The following is an 18,784-nucleotide window of genomic DNA, read 5'->3' as shown; positions in this document are numbered from 1 at the left end:
TGAGTCCTGATTCCCCTGAAAGGAGGAAACGCGATGTATCGAAGCGTATTGGCACTGCTTTTCGCCTCGGTGCTGCTGCTCAGCGGCTGCGCTGTCGGGCAGCAGACTGTGCCGAAGGAAAAGAGCGGACAGGAAACAAACATGGACGGAGCGGCTTTTGACCGGTCCGACGAGGAGATCACCTATATGGATACCAAAGACAATGTCATCTATCTGGCGGGCGGCTGCTTCTGGGGCATTCACGATTTGATCGATGGTGTCTTCCTCATCCGGGCAGACCCGGAGCAGCAAGTCCACCTCCAACGACTGCATAAAATACGCTTCCAGCCGTGTGCGCTCATCCGGTTCGTCCTCCGCGTATGATGAAATATGTATGACTATCGTTATTTTTCTTTACAAAGATGGCCTGCCATGCTACAATAGCCGCATCTACGGCCACCGGACAACAGGAAAGGAGTATCTCATGGCCAAAACTGCCGACACCATTGCCATCTATTCCCGCAAATCCCGCTATACCGGCAAGGGCGAAAGTATCGGAAATCAGATCGACCTCTGCCGCGAATATATCCACACTCACTACGGCGATGCCGCCGCGGAACATGCCGTTGTCTTTGAGGACGAGGGCTTTTCCGGCGGCAACCTGAACCGCCCGGACTTCAAAAAGATGATGACTGCGGCCAAGGACCGGAAATTCAAGGCCATTGTGGTCTACCGTCTGGACCGTATCAGCCGCAACATCAGCGACTTTTCCAGCCTGATTGAAGAACTGGGACGGCTGGGCATCAAAACAAAAACCGGGCGTTCGTTCACCCGGTTTTCCATCAAGTCGATTTTGCAGAATCCTGTCTACCTGATTGCAGACAAGGACGCCTATCAGTATTTTGTGGACAATGAGGCAGAACTGTTCGCCCCGGAGTCCGGAAAAAAGGCAAGCCCTCCTTCATAAATTACAGTAACCGTTTATGATACTATGGGGAGGGGTCGGCATGTTTTTATCTCTTCTGCAATTTTTTGCCACAAAGTTTCTGGTTCTGGCGCTTCATCTGGAAAGCGGCAGCTTTCCGCGGCCCCTCTCTGCCCGGGAGGAAACCGAAGCCTTTTCCGCACTGCGTGCCGGTGACCCTGCCGCACGGGAAAAACTGATCCGGCACAATCTGCGTCTGGTGGCACACATCGTAAAAAAATACTACGCCCTGCCCGGCGATCAGGACGACCTTATTTCCATCGGCACCATCGGCCTGATGAAAGCGGTGGATACTTTCGACTCTGACCGTCGGGCACGCTTTTCCACCTACGCCAGCCGGTGCATTGAAAATGAGATCCGGATGCAGTTCCGTCGGAACCGCAAAACCGGCGGGACCGTCTCGCTGCAGGAAGCGCTGGAATCAGATGGTGACTCTGCGCTGACGCTGGCCGATGTGCTGCAGGACAGCTTCTGCATGGAGGACACCTGCGAAACGCAGGACGATATCCGCCGGATGCGGCAGCTGCTGGACGGCCTGCCCGCCAGGGAGCGACAGATCATTCTGCTGCGGTATGGTCTTTCCGGCCAGCCGCCGCTGACCCAGCTGGAAACTGCAAAACTGCTGGACATCAGCCGCAGCTATGTTTCCCGTCTGGAAACTCATGCGCTGGAACTTCTGCGCCAGCGGTGGGATGTTCCGAGCACAAAAACAGCGCAGAGGTGAGCGGTGCGCTCGCCCCTGCGCCATGCAGTCAGCTATCCAGAATTTTCAACTGTAGTTCGTTTAATTGTTCAAAAGTATACAGTCGATTCAGCGCTTCCACCAGCTCCTTTTTGGAAAGACGCGGCGGCAGGCCCAGCGCGTTCAGAAGCTTTGCCTTGCGCTCGGCGCTGCCCGGCCTGCCGGAAAGCCCCCACTCGTAGAGGTCGGTATAGGTGATTTGCCGTCCTTCCGGGCGGGCCGCTGCGGCACCCGCCTCAGCGCCAAGGGCATCCCGCAGCGCCCGTAGAACAATGGCATCGTCCACACCCTCGACCCCCAGCAGGCCCTCCTTGCCGGGCTGCTCCTTGCGCTTTTCCTTGCCGTGGATCGCGGGCACGTAAGCCTGAACCACATTCTTTTCTCCCACCAGATTGGTGATGTAGGTGCGGATGCGGAAGCCTGCTGCGTCCGAATCCGTGAGCAGGATCAGGCCGTTTTTCTGCGCCAGCGCTTTGAACAGCTGCTGGCGCTTTTTGTCGCTGTAAATGCCAAAGCCATCCGTCAGCAGGATCATGGCATCGGTCAGATGGGAAAGCCGGGCCGCATCGTACTTACCCTCCACAATGAGCACCCGGCCTGTATGGATCATTTCGTTTTCCTTCATCGTCCGCTCCCCGCCATTGCCAACCGGCACAGCGCTGTTTCCAGCAGGATCTGGTCATCGGTAGGCTGGCTTTTCAGGCTCTGGTCCAGTTCCAGCAGCACCTGCATACAGTTTTCGATCTGGCCCAGCGTGTAATGCGAGGCTGTTTCGGCCGACCGCTTGAGCCGGTAATCACTGCCCTTATAGCCAAAATCCTTGAATACCGTGCTGTAATTTTTCCGTTTTGCTGCCCCCAGCTTGACCCGGTACAGATCCACATAGCTGCCGATCATGGCCGCTGTAATGGCAATGGGCTCCTGCTGCAGGCGCAGCAAAGTCTGCAGCTTTTTGCAGGCACCTGTGGCGTTTTTGGCCGTGATCATGCGGATCATCTCGAACACGTCTGCTTCCAGACTGACCGTGCCCATTTCCGCCACCATCGCTGCCGTGACCGTCTGATACCCGGACAATGCACAGAGCTTGTCCACCTCATTTTCCAAAAGGAACGGATCCTCGCCACAGCGCTCCAGCAGCGCCGCCGCTGCGCCGTCCGGCAGGGTGGTTTTCTGCTCCTTTGCGCGGTCGATCATCATCATTTTCAGTTCAAAGGGCTTGGGCTTAGCCAATTCTTCGGTGTAGCCAAGCGCCTTGCACTGCGCGATCAGCTTCTGTGCGCGCTTGCCTGTTTTGAGCTTGCTGCGCTCCAGTTCAAACACGCTGCCCAGCACCACCACAGCATTTTCCAGACTGGAAAGGGTGCTGTTCAACTCTTCCAGATCCTTGTCACTGTAAGCTGCAGGGTCGATCTCCGGCAGCACCACCACACGCCGGGTACCAAAAAATGAGATGGTGCCCGCCGCCATGATGAGCTGTTCGATCTCCGGCGCAGCTCCATCCAGAACCGTGGCATCCTCGTCGCTGTCTGCGGTCAGGATGCGGGTGATGGCCGTGACCGCCTGCCGCACCAGATACCGTTCACTGGAATAAAAATAGTAGACCGGGCAGCCCTTGTCCGCCAACTGCCGGAGTTTTGTCTCGGTCGCCATGCAGGCACCTCCCTTCTCTTATGGTGTTGTTCTATTGTACCACACTCTGCCCGGATTGCAAAGCATCACTCCGTTTTCAGCCCGCCGTGCCGCCGCAGGCTGATGGATGCCGCCAGTTCTTTTCTGTTGTCCATCCAGTCATAGCTGCGCAGGGCCAGAACATTTTTATACTGCACAGCATCCGGCTTTGCAGGGGAGGCCAGCAGCCACTGCACTGTGACCTGTTTTGCCAGTTCTACAGTTCCATTGACCACGGCAAACTGCCGGTTGCCCACAGTCAGCCGCACAAGACAGCCATTCCGGGTGCGCAGGACTTCCACAAGTGCGGGTGTGCACTTCTGCTTTTGCGCGGTGTTCACAGACATTTCTTCTGTCAAAACGCTCTGTTCCGCTTCCAGCGCACAGGGCGTTTCCGGTTTTGTGCGCAGATCCACCAGCAGTTCAATTTTCGCCGCGCCCCGCCGGGCCAGCTGTTCTTCCACTGCATTCCGGACCGAATTCCCGCCCCGGAACAGCACCACGGCGGTATCGTTCTGGGTGACGACCACTGCCGGCGCGTTGGCGCTGCCTACAAGGTCGATGTGCACCACATCCCGGCTGAGAGCATTGCCCAGCCCGATGGAAACAGCTGCCGCCAGCAGGATGCATGGCCCTGCCACCCGCAGCCGTACCCGCCAGTGGAACGCCAGCCAGCACAACAGGATCAGCACCAGACACACGATGGCTGCATAGGCCGTATCGAAGTAGATTCCCGCGCCCGGTTTTGCAGAGATCCAGACGGCCCAGCGGTCGAGCAGGCCGGTCAACGCCGCAGACGCTGCGGACAGCACCCCATACAGCGGAGCAAGAGCGGGTACCAGGCCGGCAAAGGCCGTGCCAAGGCCCAGCAGCATCATGGGCTGGATGAGCCACAGCACCGCCACACTGGATACCACCGCATAAATGCTCACACTCAGCCCGCGCAGCACCAGCACCGGGAATGTGGCCACCGAAGCACAAAACGAGATGCAAATGCTTTCCGCAAGGCCCCAAAGACGTTCCGGCAGTTTGAAATACCATGGGCGCTTCACCGGATTTTTCGCGTTTTTCCAGAACTGGCGGTACCACGCATCCCGGGCGCGGCGGATGCACACACCGCCTGCCACCGTGCCCACCACCGCCGCAAACGAAAGTTCAAAGCCGATATCGCACACTGCATAGCTGTTGCCTGCGGTCATAACGATACCTGCCACCGCCAGAGAGGTAAGGGTATCCGGCGGGCCGTACAGCCACACGCCCAGTGCACCGACCCAGACCGCCACTGCGGCGCGGCATACCGAGGGTGTGAAGCCGGTCACGCCCATCAGCAAAAAGGCCAGCAGACTTCGGAATACCGCCCGGCGTCTGCGCCTGCGGTAGCTCTGCTCCCACTCGTAGGGCAGGAGTGTGCTGAGGATATCACCGCACAAAATGGACACATGCATTCCGCTTACCACCAGCACATGGGCAAGACCCGCGCCCCGGTAGGCGCTGCGCATGGCCGAAGACAGATAACTCCGGTCGCCGGTAGTCATGGCAGCCAGCACACCGCCGGTCTTGCCGTCCATACGGCGGCGCAGCGACGCACTGAGCCTTTGCTGCAGGCGGTGGGTGCGGGCGCGGAAGCTACCGCTTTCGCCCAGAACTGTAAGCTCCGGCCCATCCTCGTCCATTTCCGCCTGCAGAGCGATGCCGTCCGCATACAGGCTGACCCGGTTTCCGGATGCCGGGGCCGACAGTATAAATCTTCCCTGCACCCTTTCCCCGGCTTTGCACTCCGGCAAAGCACTGCACTCCACCCGGAAGGATGCCGCGCTGCCGTTCACTTTCTCTACATGCAAAACCGCATCCACGATACCGGGATCGTAGGAATCCGCCGTGCTTTCCACCTCTGCGGTCAGCACCAGTGGACGGCCTGCATATTGCACCCGGATGCGCTCCAGCCGGTTTGCCGTGTGCAGCACCGATGCCATACCCACAGCAGCACCCAGCAGGATGCAGAGCGCTGCTTTGCGGGCAGCATCAAAGATGCACAGCACCAGACAAACGGCAACAAAAAATGCCGCAAACGGCACAAAAAGTTCCGTTTGCGGCAAAAAAACGCACACTAACTCCACACCCAGCATTCCAGCGCAGAAAACGCAGAGCGGGCGTCGCATTGCAGCTTAGTGGAAGAACAGAGGCAGCGGCTCCAGGAAGATGATATCCTTGCGCTCAGCTGCATCGCCCTCGGCCAGAACAGCGGCCTGGCCCACAATGGTGCACTGGGTCTGCTCAGCCAGCGCGTCCAGAGCCTTGAGCGAACCGCCAGTGGAAATGACATCGTCCACCACCAGAACGCGCTTGCCGCTCATCTTGTCCAGCTCCTTGCGGTCGATGACCAGCTTCTGCTTGCCTGCGGTGGTAATGGACTGATCCTCCACCACCACGGGGTCGGTCATATACAGCTTTTCGCCCTTGCGTGCGCAGACGTAGGGCTTGCCGCTCTGGCGGCTCATCTCGTGTGCCAGAGGGATGCCCTTGGCCTCGGCGGTCAGCAGGATATCAAAATCCGGGCACTTCTTCAGCAGTTCAGCGGCAGCAGCCACGGTCAGCTCGGCATCACCCAGCATGATAAAAGCAGCAATGTCCATGTGGTCATTCACCTTGCAGATGGTCAGCTCACGGGTCAGGCCTGCAACGTGCAGAGTATAGGTCTCAGCCATAATTCAACGCTCCCTTTTTATTGGAATCAGACAGGCAGCTTTTCGCCGCCCAGAACATGGAAATGCAGATGTTTCACGGTCTGGCCTGCGTCCTCGCCAACATTGGAGATGACGCGGTAGCCGTTGTTCAGGCCCTGCTCCGCAGCCAGCTTTGCGATCACTGCAAAGATATGGCCCAGCAGTGCGCCGTCCTCTTCGGTCAGCGCAGCGGCAGAGACAATGTGCTTTTGGGGCACCACCAGAAAGTGCACCTTGGCCTGCGGGTTGATGTCGTAGAACGCCACCACCTGCTCGTCCTCGTACAGCTTCTTGGAGGGGATTTTCCCCTCCGCGATCATACAGAACAGACAATCTTCCATGGGAAACAACTCCTTCCTGATATTTTATAAACGTCCCCGCCCTCTCAGGCCGCTTTGCGTCCAGCTCTCCCAAAGAGAGAGCCCTTGGCAAAACCATAAACTTTGGCAGCGCGTCAGCGCTGACGGAGAGGGCGAACCCGTTTTCTTATTCGCCCAGAGCCTTCTTGACGATGGTGCCGACAGCAGCCAGAGCTTCGTCGATCTTGGTCTCATCCTTCAGGCCGGCCATTGCAAAGTCCGGCTTGCCGCCGCCCTTGCCGCCGGCAATGGCAGCGATCTCCTTGACCAGAGCACCGGCCTTCAGGCCCTTTTCCTGTGCCTGTTTGGTCACAGTGACAGCCATGGTGATCTTATCCTCAGCCTTGCCCACCAGAACCGCCACAGCGGGCTTCACAGCCTTGTCGCGGACGGTATCGCACATGCCGCGCAGGGTGTCGCCGGTGGTGCCGGTGAAGTATGCAGAAGCGATCTTCACGCCGCCGATCTCCTCGGCATTGTCAAACAGGCTGGTCACCTTGGAAGCGGCGACCTGTGCCTTGATCTCTTCCAGCTCCTTGGCCAGAGCCTTGTTCTCAGCCATCACGGCCTCGGCACGGACGGGCAGAGCGGTCACGTTGTTGGCCTTCAGGGTGCTTGCCACGGTATGCAGCATAGCCTCCTGCAGGTTTGCACGGATCAGCAGGTTGCGGCCGGTGACAGCCTCGATGCGGCGGATGCCCGCAGCAACGGAGGCCTCGCTCACGATCTTGAAGCCGCCGATCTGGGCGGTGTTCTTCACGTGGGTGCCGCCGCAGAACTCGGTAGACCAACCCTCGATGTCCACAACACGCACGACCTTGCCGTACTTTTCGCCGAACAGAGCCATTGCACCCAGCTTCTTGGCTTCCTCAATGGGCATTTCCCGGACGGTGACGTTCATGGACTCGTAGATTTTATCGTTCACGATCTTCTGCACGCGGGCCAGCTCCTCGGGAGTGACAGCGCTGAAGTGGGTAAAGTCGAAGTGAGTGATCTCTGCATCCTGATAGGAGCCTGCCTGATGGACGTGGTCGCCCAGCACTTCACGCAGAGCTGCCTGCAGCAGATGGGTGGCGGTGTGGTTGCGGGCAATGGCCATGCGGTATTCCTTATCCACCTGAGCGGTCAGGTGGTCGCCCACCTTCACGATGCCGCTCTCCAGCACGCAGGTGTGGACGTAGTAGCCCTTGGGGGTCTTCTTCACATCCAGCACGCGCAGGCTGCAGTCGGCGCTGTTCAGCATGCCGTGGTCCGCAGCCTGACCGCCCATCTCAGCGTAGAAGGGAGTCTTATCCAGAACCACCAGCACGCCGTCCTTTGCTTCCTCGTCGGTAGCAATGGCATCGGTCAGGGTCTCTTCGTCGCTCAGGGCGACCACAACGCCGGTGTCGTTCAGGGTCTCGTAGCCGGTAAAGACGGTGGGCTCTGCATCCAGCGCACCGAACAGATCCTCGCTCCAGCCGGAGATGTTCTTCTTCAGGCGCTCTGCACGGGCACGCTCCTTCTGCTTGGTCATTTCGGCGTGGAAGCCTTCCTCGTCGATCTCAATGCCCTGCTCTGCAGCGATCTCCTTGGTCAGATCCAGCGGGAAGCCGAAGGTATCGTTCAGCTTGAACACATCCAGACCCTTCAGCAGGTGCTCATGTGCCTTTTCCAGACCGTCGATCATGTTGTTCAGGATGTTCATGCCGGCATCGATGGTGCGGGCAAAGTTTGCCTCCTCGGTGCCGATGACCTTCTTGATATAAGCATCGTGCTCGCGCAGCTCGGGGTATGCGCTCTCGCTGGACTGGATGACAGTCTCCACCAGCTCCACCAGGAACGGGCGGGTGATGCCCAGCATACGGCCATGGCGGGCAGCACGGCGCAGCAGGCGGCGCAGCACATAGCCGCGGCCCTCGTTGGAAGGCAGGATGCCGTCGGACACCATGAAGGTGCAGCTGCGGATGTGGTCGGTGATGACACGGATGGAGATATCGGTCTTGTCGTCCTCGCCGTAGGTCTTGTTGGCAATGTGCTCTACATGGTGCAGCACGCTCTGCACGGTGTCAACCTCAAACAGGTTGTCCACGCCCTGCATCACGCAGGCCAGACGCTCCAGACCCATGCCGGTATCGATGTTGGGGCGTGCCAGACGCTCGTAGTGGCCCTTGCCGTCGGCATCGAACTGACTGAACACCAGATTCCAGATCTCCATATAGCGGTCGCAGTCGCAGCCCACGCCGCAGGTCGGCTTGCCGCAGCCGTACTCGGGACCGCGGTCAAAGTAGATCTCGGAGCAGGGGCCGCACGGGCCGGAGCCATGCTCCCAGAAGTTGTCTTCCTTGCCCAGACGCACCATGTGGTCGGGGGCGATGCCCACCTTCTTGGTCCAGATATCGTAAGCCTCGTCGTCCTCTTCGTACACAGAGATGTGCAGGCGATCCTTCGGAATGGCCATCCACTCGTCAGAAGTCAGGAACTCCCATGCCCAGGGAATGACCTCTTCTTTGAAGTAATCCTGGAAGGAGAAGTTGCCCAGCATTTCAAAGAAGGTGCCGTGGCGGGCAGTGATGCCAACGCGCTCAATATCCGGGGTGCGGATGCACTTCTGGCAGGTGGTCACGCGGTGACGGGGCGGCTCTTCCTGAGCCAGAAACCACTTTTTCATGGGGGCCATGCCGCTGTTGATCAGCAGCAGGCTGGGGTCGTTCTTGGGCACCAGCGGGAAGCTGTCCAGACGCAGATGACCCTTGCTCTCAAAGAAGCTCAGGTACTTTTCACGCAGTTCATTCAAACCGATCCATTGCATAGGTTTTCTCTCCTCAATCGTCTTTGGCGCTTGTGCGCCGTTTTTATGCTGTTATGGCAGAGGGGCGGCACGGTGAAAAAAACAAAAAGCAGCCCTCATCCCAAAAGGGACGAAGGCTGCTTGTGCATCAAACTCCGTGGTACCACCCAAATTGCAAAGGATAAAATGTGTCCCCTGCCGCTTTCGGCGCGTTAACGCTGCGCAGCGTCCGACTTGTGTCGCCGGAAGCTCCGGGGTGGCGCGAAATAATCCCGACCGGAGCACCTTACAGCCGTGGGCGCTCTCTCTGAACGGCGGTGTACATTTCTGACCCCATCATTGCCATCTGTCATAATTTTACATTCCGCAAGGCAGGCGAAGTGCCCCTTTGCGTACAGCTAAATTATAGCATACGCAAAACGTTTGTCAACGGTTTTGAGCAAAATTTACGGCACCCAGATGCGGCGCACCTCCAGCACCTTGCCGCCCTGCACCACCAGCGTGGTATTATAGGTGGTCCAGTTATCGGGGTCTGCATTGATTGCCGCTGCCACCGCATCCGCGCCCGTAGTCTCCACGGCTTCGGCCTGCGGGTCGGCAGAACTGTCCTTCAGCACTACATCCTCTGCCAGCGGCATCGTCTTTTCTCCCATCTCGTAATAGAGCGGGTAATCGTCAAAGGTCATCGTCCGGTAGGTGTCATCATCCTCCAGCTTCAAGTCCAGTCCGCCGGGCTGCTCCATGCCGCCATTGATGCTTACAAAATGGTACTGGTCATTCCGCTCAATGCTTTTCACCTCGGTTGTCACACATTGATCCTGCGCCGCACCCTCTTCATGGAAGGCGATCTTATCGCCGACAGCAAGCTTTTCAATCTCCTCTTTCTTATAAATGTCGTAGCCGAACACCTTTGCAGTCAATTTACCGTTCTGCACACCGGAGGTAATGGAGGCAGAAACAAATGTGGTGGTCTGCGTGTCATCAAGGTCATCCAGTGTCCATGTCCGCAGATTGATCGGTTCCGTAACGCCTTCTTCTGCCACATGGGACGAGGCCGGCACTGCACTGGATGCGGGGGTGCTGGCGGGGGTGCCGGAGCCGCCGCAGGCCGTCAATGCGATGCCAGCAGCCAGAACAGCCAGAATCTTATATTTCAGGTTCATAAAAATACCTTCTTTCTTGACGCGGTAGATTTATTCCGCTACAATAAAAACGAATCAAGAACCCATTCTATTGCAACTGATTTTAAGATAGAGAGGAATTTCCCGTGAAAATTTTAAAAGTAAAATGTCTTGCCCCTACCCGGCTGGACAACTATCTGACCCAGCAGTTCCCCGCCCTGACCCCGGGCCGCCTGAACAAGGCCCTGCGGGAGAACAAAATCAAGCTGAACGGCAAAAAGCAGCCGCTTTCCACCCGCGTGATGGCCGGTGATGAGATCAAGCTGTTCATTCTGGATGAAGTTCTGGATGCGGACCGCCGTGTGGACGGCCCGGCGTGGAAGAACGCCCGCGGCCCGGCACAGGTGGTGTATGACTGCCCGCAGATCGTCATTGTGAACAAGCCCGCCGGTCTTGCCGTGGATGGTCCGGAGGACGATACCCTGCTGAACCGCACCCTGCTCTACCTGAACCAGCAGGGCGAGTACAAGGAGAACGACCTGTACACCCCGGCGCTGTGCCACCGGCTGGACACCGGCACCAGCGGCCTTGTCATCGTTGCCAAGACCCCGGAGGCCGAAGAGCTGTTCCTTGCAGCCATCAAGAACCGCGATGTGAAAAAGACCTACCTCTGCGTCACCTTCGGCCGTCCGATGCCGCCGGATGCCACTCTGGGCGGCTATCTGCTCAAGGACGCCGACCGCGGCATCGTGAAGATCGTGGAGGACAAGCAACCCGGTGCCAGGGACGTGGAGACCCGGTACGAGACCATCGCCGTCTCCGGCCGTCTGGCCCTGCTGAAGGTGCAGCTGATCACCGGCCGCACCCATCAGATCCGCGCACACATGGCCAGCATCGGTTGCCCCATTCTGGGCGACAGCAAATACGGCAACAACACCGCCAACCGCGAGCTGAAACTCAAGTATCAGGCCCTGTGCGCATGGGAACTCACCATGCCCCGCTTCACCCAGCCGGATTTCGAGTTCCTCAGCGGCAAGACCTTCCGCGCACCAAAGCCCTGGTATTACAGTCAGGTACTGGACGGAACTCTGAAATAAGCTTTTTACAACAAATTACAGCAAAAAAAGAAATCCCGGAAGTGTATTCCGGGATTTTTTTGTCGTTTATGATTTTACTGGAATAGACCGCCAAACCAGCCCAGAGTGGACTCAGTTGCATTTGCAAAGGCATCCTGAACTTCCTGAATGCTGTCCAGCAGCTTGGTGCCCTCGGTATCCTTCACCGACCAGTAAACGCCGCTGCTTGCCGAGCCATCCGAAACCGTGAAGTCACTGGTAAAGCAGAGGTTATCGCCCTGAGAATCGGTCACGACCACCATGTAGGTGTAATTGCCTGCGGGCAGTTCACCAAAGCGGATGGAGCTGTCCAGCGACTTGAAGGAGAAGATCGCCGTATTGGGTGCTGCCTGTGCAGTGAACACCGTCTGGTCGTTCTCGTCCAGCACTGCCACCTGCACATTGGTCAGGGTGGTGCCCAGCGCAGCATTTGCAGTGCCGGTCAGCGCCATGCCCTTGCCCGCACGGACATTGATGGGGTAGCTCATGCCTTCCAGACGCAGGCCGTCAGCCTCTGCAGCAATGGAGTTGTGATCTGATGCCACATACCAGTAGCAGGAGGACCTATTGACCGAAACGCTGGAGTTTTCCAGCGGGATGCGTCCGGAAGAGATGTTGCCTGCCGGATCGGAGCAATAGAAGGTGCCGTTGGTGTAGTCGGTGAGCAGCACTGCATGGGGCTGGCCGCGGTCATACAGCACGATGCCCTCCGGGTGCTGCGAAAGCAGGGTGATCAGGGTCTGCACTTTTTCCTGTTTGCGGGAGGGCAGTGTGCCGTAGCCCACCTGCATCTCCTTATATGTAAAGCTGTGGGAAAGCCCGTTGGACCATGCTGTGGAACGGACACTGTTCTCGGTCACAGTGGACCAGTCGGTCAGGCCGTCAAAATAGGCACGGCGGCGCAGCATCATGGCTGCGGATGCCAGTGTGCAGGTGCCGCCACGGCTCTGCTTGAAGTAGAAGCCTGCGTCCACGTTCAGATCAACCGCCAAGGCAGCCGGCAAGCAGGTGAGCATAAACACCAGTGTCAGCACAAGGCTCAGCAGTTTTTTACGGGACGGTGCAGCGGTATTCACGGGTAGGTTCTCCTTTCAGCTTCCATGGCTTGTTACGTTTACCACCATAAAGTATACCAACCTGTTACCCTTTTGTAAACGTTTGTGAAGCTTTTTTCTCAATATCAACACGTTTGGGCAGTTTTTGTTGGCGAGAATGCACAGTTTCAGGCAAGATATTCTACATTTTTTACAAAAATCCCGTCCTGACATTTTTCAATCGCACCGCATTTTGCATTCTTTTTTCATTTTCTGACCACGCTGTGGGCAAACAAAAAAGCTCCACAGACGAACAAATTCGTCTGTGGAGCTTTTGGTCCGAGTGGCGAGAATCGAACTCACGGCCTCTTGAACCCCATTGTGCTTCTCTCAAAAACGCAATGGACACTCCGATACCACTTGTACGCAGTATCATCAAATTTCAAAATTATTTTATCATTCTGTTTCGTTAGATGTCAAGATGTTTCGTTTCTTTTGTGGTCAAATTGTGGTCAACCGACCCTGACAAATGACCATTCTCCCCTACTAAGTTACATGGCGCAATTCCGATTTTCAAAAATCGAGATTGCGCTTTTTTGTTTGCACGAATTATTCATAAGGAGGATTTGTCAACCATGTCAATGAAACATCGTCATTTTTTCATCCTTGACAGAATTGTATGACGCTCGACTACTTCTATGGACAGGCCGGAAAACTTTTTTCGTTCTATCGCATCCCCAAAGCACTGTTTCAGGAGCAGCGGTTTCAAAATCTGTCAACCGATGCCAAAACACTCTACGGCATCCTGCTTGACCGCATGAGCCTTTCTGTTAAAAATGAATGGTTCGACAAGCAAGGCCGGGTGTTCATCATTTTCACGATCGAGGATGTCAAGAGGGCTTTGTGTTGCGCAGACAACAAAGCGACCAAGCTACTCAGGGAACTTGAAAATTTTGGTTTAATTGAACGAAAACGCCGTGGACTGGGCAAACCGAGTTTGGTGTATGTGAAAAACTTTTCGTCAGACCTTTCAAATGAGCGTGTCCAGAATCGTGAAAATCACGAATCTGGAAGTCCTAAAAACGCTTGTCAAGACCCGCCCAAATCACGATGTAATAAGAATAAAAAGAGTAAGACAGAGCGGAATAATACGAATCCTATCCTTTCCGATGAATTGGAGAAAATGAAGAATCGTAAACTGCTCGAAGAATATTTTTCACATTCTTTGGAGATAGAACTTCTTCTCCGGCTTTACCCGGATGATGAAGATACCATCTATCAGATCGTAGATTTGCTGGTGGACACCTGTGACAGCAAGCGTAAACTCATAAGAATCGCTGGCGATGATAAGCCCGCCGAAGTTGTGCTCAGTCGGCTAAAAAAGTTGAATGCAGACCACATCCGCTTCGTACTGGACTGTCTGGCAGCGAACACTTCCCCGATACGGAATATGAAGCAGTACCTTCTGGCCGCACTATTCAATGCTCCAACCACAATACAGCTCTATTATCAAAACAAAGTCAACCATGATTTAGCAGCTCGGAGGTGATGAAAATTTCCAAAAAGGCAACAACGATAGCCGTTATCAACCAGAAAGGCGGCACGGGCAAAACCACCACCTGTGAAAATTTGGGCGTAGGGCTTGCAATGGAGGGCAAGAAAGTTCTGCTTGTGGACGCTGACCCACAGGGTTCGCTTACTGTCAGTATGGGCTGGCAAGACCCGGATGCACTGCCCACTACACTCTCTACTCTTATGCAGAAAGCCATGAACGACCAGTGTATTCCACCCGGCGAAGGGATTCTGCACCATGCGGAGGGCGTTGACCTTATCCCGGCCAACATCGAACTGGCCGGACTGGAAGTGGCTCTGGTGAATACCATGAGCCGGGAGAAAGTGATGAAACAGGTGTTGGAAAGCGCAAAACGCGAGTACGACTATATTCTGATTGACTGCACTCCCTCTCTCGGTATGCTGACGGTCAATGCGCTGGCAGCGGCAGATTCCGCACTGATTCCGGTGCAAGCACAATATCTTTCGGCAAAAGGGCTGGAGCAGTTGCTTCAAACCGTGCAGAAAGTAAGGCGGCAGATAAACCCGAAACTGAAAATTGAGGGCATCCTGCTCACCATGACGGACAGCCGCACCATCTATGGGCAGCAAATCAGCAATCTGATTCGGCAAGCCTACGGAAAGCATTTGAAAGTGTTCGACCAGACAATTCCCCGTTCTGTCCGCGCTGCCGAAACCAGCACGACCGGAAAAAGCATTTTCCAGTATGACCCGAAAGGCAAAGTGGCAGAAGCCTATCATTCCATCGCAAAGGGGGTGTTGGCCGATGCCGAAAAACGGCTTAAACGTCAGTTTGAACAGCTACGATGATATTTTTTCCACCGAAGAAACGCGGCAGGAAGAACAGCGCGAACAGGTACAGCAAATTCCCATTGATGAGTTGTATCCGTTCAAAGACCATCCCTTTAAGGTGATTGATGATGAAGCTATGCAGCGCACAGTAGAAAGCATAAAGCAGTTGGGTGTCACAAATCCGCTGATTGCTCGTCCGCGCCCGGATGGTGGCTACGAAATCATTTCCGGCCATCGCCGCCAACACGCTGCACAGCTTGCTAGACTGAAAACCCTGCCGGTTATCGTCCGTGATATGTCGGACGATGCCGCTGTTCTGCTCATGGTTGATTCCAATCTTCAGCGCGAACAGATTTTGCCGAGTGAGCGGGCATTTGCCTATAAGATGAAACTGGATGCACTGAAAAGGCAAGGTGCTAGGTCAGATTTAACTTCATCCCAAGTTGGGATGAAGTTGCAAGCTCTTGATATTGTTGGACAAGAAGCTGGTGATAGCCGCAACCAAGTACACCGTTTTATCCGCTTAACCAATCTTATCCCGGAACTGCTGGACATGGTAGACGAAAAGAAAATCTCATTTAACCCTGCGGTGGAACTCTCTTATCTTGATGAAAGCCAGCAGCGAGATTTTCTTGAAGCTATGGCTGACACGCAAAACGTCCCATCGCTTTCACAGGCGCAACGGCTCAAAAAGCTGGCGCAGGAAGGTCATTTCTCGTATGACGTTGCCTTTGCCGTGATGGGTGAACCGAAAAAGGACGAATTGGACAAAGTTGTTATCAAAAACGATACCCTGCGGAAATATTTTCCCGAAAGCTCTACTCCGAGAGAGATGGAAGAAAAAATCATTGGGCTTTTGGAAGAAAGTAAAACCGAAAAAGTTGTATTCAGGAGCGATTCTATCAAAAAATATTTTCCGAGCAACTATTCGTCAGAACAAATCGAAAATTCAATTCTCAAGATGCTCGACCAGCGCATGAAAAAGCGCAAGCATGAAGCTGAACGCTGACGATCAGATAAAACGCAAGACCCACTTTGGGTCTTTTTCTTTTGCAAACATGGAGGAAAAAGCCTATGAACAACACCGCTACTCGTATGATTCGTTCCGAGGAGATCACCATTGATATGCGCATCTGCACCATTCTGGCAGGTGGCAAGAAGCCCGGTGAAGTCTACTTTGCCGCCATTGCGCCGGATATGGAACTGACGGTTATTACTCTGGATGAAGCCCCTGACATTCTGCCCTGCTTCGATGAAAGCGATGCCAGCATCCATCTTCCCGACACTTCGCTGCTGCTCTGCTACAATCCGGCACAGGTTCTAAAGATGGCGGGCAAGCGTTACCTGACTGGCCCGGTCATTCTGGTACGCACCAACATGGACGGGAACTTCATTTCGCTTACCATTGATGACGTGTACCGTTTCCAGAAGTTTCTGGCGAGCCACAGCGTTACACTCATGGCAGACGATCAGAAGCTGCCCTGCATTTGCATCGTCTGAGGTGTGTTATGCTGAATTTTTTCATCGGTTTCGCATTTTTTGAGTTCGGCGCACTCTGCGGCTTCTTCGTGGCTGCGCTGATGCAGGCGGCAAGGGATGGTGGTGAAATTGCAGGAAGAAATCGAACAAAAGACATTCAACATTATGATCTCCACCACGAAGCTGTCTGCCCGGACTGTCCTGCGGGCAGTTAAAGCGGCGTTTCGGCTGTACCAGTCCAAGGCATCCCAAGGTAAGCAGAGCGTCCGCACTCTTCTGCGGCAGAACCGGGGCGTGTCCAGCGTGGAGATCAGCAAGACCGGCATCCGTGGTCTGGAACGCTATGCCAAAAAGTACGGCATCGACTACGCCATCCGTAAGGACACCTCCGAGGTGCCGCCCCGGTATCTGGTCTTTTTCAAAGCCCCGGACGCAGAAGCCTTCAACTCGGCGTTCAAAGAGTATTCGGCATCCCTGCTGAACAAGGACAAACGCCCCTCCGTATTGGCAAAACTGCATGAACTGGTGCAGGCTGCGGCAGAACTCCCCGGCAAAGTCCGGCACAAGGAACAGGAGCGAGGACTGTGACCACGAAAAAGCTGACAAAGCTGCTGGCGCTGTGTCTGCCCTATATCCTGCTGGGTCTGGTAGCAACGAATTTCGGAGAAGCGTGGCGGCTTTCCGAGGGCAAGGAACTGGGCGATAAGATCATGTCCATGATGGGCACAATCTCGGTGGCATTTGCAAACCCTCTGCCCAGCCTGCATCCGCTTGATTTGCTGGTGGGCTTGTGCTGCGGTGCAGGGTTACGGCTGGCGGTTTATTTGCGTGGAAAAAACGCCAAGAAGTACCGCCACGGCATGGAGTACGGCTCTGCCCGGTGGGGCACCGCCAAGGATATTGAGCCGTTCATGGCTCCCAAATTTGCCGACAACATTATCCTGACCAAAACGGAACGGCTGATGATGTCCAACCGCCCACCGGACCCCAAAAACGCCCGGAACAAAAATGTGCTGGTGGTGGGCGGCTCCGGCAGCGGCAAGACCCGGTTTTGGCTCAAGCCCAACCTTCTACAATGTCATAGTTCCTATGTGGTCACTGACCCGAAAGGTAGTATCGTGGTCGAGTGCGGGAACGCACTTCTGAAAAACGGTTACAAGCTGAAAATCCTGAACACCATCAACTTCAAAAAGTCCATGCACTATAACCCCTTCGCCTATGTCCACAGCGAAAAGGACATTCTGAAACTGGTCATAACCCTGATGACCAACACCAAGGGGGAAGGGTCCGGCGGGGACCCATTCTGGGAAAAATCGGAGCGTCTTTTGCTCACCGCCCTGATTGCCTATCTGCACTATGAAGCCCCGGTGGAGGAGCAAAACTTCGCTACTCTGCTGGAGATGCTGAACACCATGCAGGTGCTGGAGGACGATGAAGAATACCAGAACCCGGTGGATCTGCTGTTTGAAGAACTGGCAAAAAAGAAGCCCAACAGCTTTGCCGGGCGGCAGTACAAACTTTACAAGCTGGCCGCAGGAAAGACCGCAAAATCCATCCTCATTTCCTGTGGTGCCAGATTAGCCCCCTTCGACATCCAAGAGTTGCGGGACCTTACCATGTACGATGAACTGCAACTGGACACGCTGGGCGATAAGAAGACGGCGTTGTTCCTCATCATGTCGGACACGGATTCAACCTTTAACTTCCTCATCAGCATGGTTTACACCCAGCTTTTCAATTTACTTGCGATAAAGCAGATGATGTGTACGGCGGCAAGCTGCCCATCCATGTGCGGTGCCTTATCGACGAGTGCGCCAACATCGGGCAGATTCCCAATCTGGAAAAGCTGGTGGCGACCATTCGCAGCCGTGAAATCTCTGCCTGCCTTGTTTTGCAGGCGAGAAGTCAGTTGAAAGCCATCTACAAGGACAATGCGGACACCATCGTGGGTAACATGGACAGCCAGATTTTTCTCGGCGGCAGTGAGCCGACTACCCTGAAAGACCTGTCCGAAATGCTGGGCAAGGAAACAATCGACGCCTTCAACACCTCGGACACCCGTGGCAACAGCCCCAGTTACGGCACTACGTTCCAGAAGATGGGGCATGAATTATTGAGCCGGGACGAGCTGGCGGTGCTGGACGGCGGCAAGTGCATTTTGCAGTTGCGTGGTGTGCGCCCCTTCCTTTCGGACAAATACGACCTGACCCAGCACCCCAACTATAAGCTGACCTCGGATTACGACCCCAAAAATATCTTCGATATTGAAAAATATCTGAACCGAAAAGAAAAAATCCACCCCGGTGATGAGTTCATCGTGGTGGACGCTGATTCGCTCCCGCCTGCCTGACTCGGTAGGCGTTTTTAATTTATCCCGGTCAGAAAAGTGCACCAGAAAATCAACCTTGCTGCGGTTATGCAGTGTAAAACAATAAGATTTCGGGT

At 55.2% G+C, this 18,784-nt stretch carries 16 protein-coding genes and 2 pseudogenes; 10 read left to right on the top strand and 8 right to left on the bottom strand.

Annotated elements, in window-relative coordinates:
* Window positions 1-33 precede the first annotated feature (33 nt).
* The 3 genes and pseudogenes from ACGHP1_RS04155 to ACGHP1_RS04145 all read left to right on the top strand — a co-directional run bounded on the left by ACGHP1_RS04155 (window position 34) and on the right by ACGHP1_RS04145 (window position 1,688).
* The gene (locus ACGHP1_RS04155) at window positions 34-363 is read left to right on the top strand and encodes a hypothetical protein (RefSeq protein ID WP_390507882.1); all 330 of its coding nucleotides are present in this window, start codon (window positions 34-36) and stop codon (window positions 361-363) included.
* A 100-nt stretch (window positions 364-463) separates the two neighbouring features.
* A pseudogene (locus tag ACGHP1_RS04150) lies at window positions 464-784 on the top strand (recombinase family protein); the annotation flags it as partial.
* Window positions 785-986: 202 nt separating this feature from the next.
* Window positions 987-1,688 (top strand): sigma-70 family RNA polymerase sigma factor, encoded by a 702-nt coding sequence (locus ACGHP1_RS04145; RefSeq protein ID WP_243111979.1) that lies wholly within the window; start codon window positions 987-989, stop codon window positions 1,686-1,688.
* A 28-nt stretch (window positions 1,689-1,716) separates the two neighbouring features.
* On the opposite strand, the gene ACGHP1_RS04140 is transcribed toward ACGHP1_RS04145, so the two are convergent.
* The 7 genes from ACGHP1_RS04140 to ACGHP1_RS04110 form a co-directional block, all read right to left on the bottom strand.
* A complete protein-coding gene (locus ACGHP1_RS04140; protein WP_390507879.1) occupies window positions 1,717-2,331 on the bottom strand; it encodes a toprim domain-containing protein in 615 nt (204 codons plus the stop codon).
* Complete coding sequence (holA, locus tag ACGHP1_RS04135) at window positions 2,328-3,356, bottom strand: DNA polymerase III subunit delta (protein WP_005946275.1); 1,029 nt, start codon at window positions 3,354-3,356, stop codon at window positions 2,328-2,330. The genes ACGHP1_RS04140 and holA overlap by 4 nt, the downstream gene beginning before the upstream one ends.
* A gap of 65 nt (window positions 3,357-3,421) precedes the next feature.
* Window positions 3,422-5,470, bottom strand: a complete 2,049-nt coding sequence (locus ACGHP1_RS04130) for a ComEC/Rec2 family competence protein (protein WP_390507877.1) — start codon at window positions 5,468-5,470, stop codon at window positions 3,422-3,424.
* A gap of 69 nt (window positions 5,471-5,539) precedes the next feature.
* Window positions 5,540-6,079, bottom strand: a complete 540-nt coding sequence (locus ACGHP1_RS04125; RefSeq protein ID WP_005946272.1) for a phosphoribosyltransferase family protein — start codon at window positions 6,077-6,079, stop codon at window positions 5,540-5,542.
* Window positions 6,080-6,105: 26 nt separating this feature from the next.
* On the bottom strand, window positions 6,106-6,438 hold the full coding sequence (locus ACGHP1_RS04120) for a histidine triad nucleotide-binding protein (protein WP_332376089.1): 333 nt from the start codon (window positions 6,436-6,438) through the stop codon (window positions 6,106-6,108).
* 145 nt (window positions 6,439-6,583) lie between these two features.
* Complete coding sequence (alaS, locus tag ACGHP1_RS04115; RefSeq protein ID WP_390507874.1) at window positions 6,584-9,247, bottom strand: alanine--tRNA ligase; 2,664 nt, start codon at window positions 9,245-9,247, stop codon at window positions 6,584-6,586.
* Between the two features lie 425 nt (window positions 9,248-9,672).
* Complete coding sequence (locus ACGHP1_RS04110) at window positions 9,673-10,389, bottom strand: hypothetical protein (protein ID WP_390507872.1); 717 nt, start codon at window positions 10,387-10,389, stop codon at window positions 9,673-9,675.
* Between the two features lie 104 nt (window positions 10,390-10,493).
* Between ACGHP1_RS04110 and ACGHP1_RS04105 the strand changes: the two genes are divergently transcribed.
* Window positions 10,494-11,444 carry a pseudouridine synthase gene (locus ACGHP1_RS04105; RefSeq protein ID WP_390507870.1) on the top strand — a complete coding sequence of 317 codons (951 nt, stop codon included), beginning with the start codon at window positions 10,494-10,496 and terminating at the stop codon, window positions 11,442-11,444.
* 74 nt (window positions 11,445-11,518) lie between these two features.
* Here ACGHP1_RS04105 and ACGHP1_RS04100 read toward each other — a convergent pair whose 3' ends face one another.
* Window positions 11,519-12,538: a hypothetical protein gene (locus ACGHP1_RS04100; protein ID WP_243089069.1), complete on the bottom strand. Its 1,020-nt coding sequence runs from the start codon at window positions 12,536-12,538 to the stop codon at window positions 11,519-11,521.
* Window positions 12,539-13,175: 637 nt separating this feature from the next.
* On the opposite strand from ACGHP1_RS04100, the gene ACGHP1_RS04095 reads away from it, so the two are divergent.
* From ACGHP1_RS04095 to ACGHP1_RS04070, 6 genes and pseudogenes are all read left to right on the top strand, one after another.
* The gene (locus ACGHP1_RS04095; RefSeq protein ID WP_112121921.1) at window positions 13,176-14,045 is read left to right on the top strand and encodes a DUF6017 domain-containing protein; all 870 of its coding nucleotides are present in this window, start codon (window positions 13,176-13,178) and stop codon (window positions 14,043-14,045) included.
* Window positions 14,045-14,878: a ParA family protein gene (locus ACGHP1_RS04090; protein WP_097773643.1), complete on the top strand. Its 834-nt coding sequence runs from the start codon at window positions 14,045-14,047 to the stop codon at window positions 14,876-14,878. The genes ACGHP1_RS04095 and ACGHP1_RS04090 overlap by 1 nt, the downstream gene beginning before the upstream one ends.
* Window positions 14,835-15,869 carry a ParB/RepB/Spo0J family partition protein gene (locus ACGHP1_RS04085; protein ID WP_390507865.1) on the top strand — a complete coding sequence of 345 codons (1,035 nt, stop codon included), beginning with the start codon at window positions 14,835-14,837 and terminating at the stop codon, window positions 15,867-15,869. Before ACGHP1_RS04090 ends, ACGHP1_RS04085 begins: the two co-directional genes overlap by 44 nt.
* Window positions 15,870-15,934: 65 nt before the next feature.
* Window positions 15,935-16,360: a hypothetical protein gene (locus ACGHP1_RS04080; RefSeq protein ID WP_015565006.1), complete on the top strand. Its 426-nt coding sequence runs from the start codon at window positions 15,935-15,937 to the stop codon at window positions 16,358-16,360.
* 96 nt (window positions 16,361-16,456) lie between these two features.
* Window positions 16,457-16,927: a PcfB family protein gene (locus tag ACGHP1_RS04075; RefSeq protein WP_181573326.1), complete on the top strand. Its 471-nt coding sequence runs from the start codon at window positions 16,457-16,459 to the stop codon at window positions 16,925-16,927.
* Window positions 16,924-18,689, top strand: a pseudogene (locus tag ACGHP1_RS04070) (VirD4-like conjugal transfer protein, CD1115 family). Before ACGHP1_RS04075 ends, ACGHP1_RS04070 begins: the two are co-directional and overlap by 4 nt.
* Window positions 18,690-18,784: the final 95 nt, after the last annotated feature.

This window comes from Faecalibacterium sp. i21-0019-B1 (assembly GCF_042852915.1).
Lineage (GTDB): Bacteria > Bacillota > Clostridia > Oscillospirales > Ruminococcaceae > Faecalibacterium > Faecalibacterium taiwanense.
The sequence above is the reverse complement of the archived record's forward strand: the minus strand, read 5'-3'. Positions and strand labels throughout refer to the sequence as shown.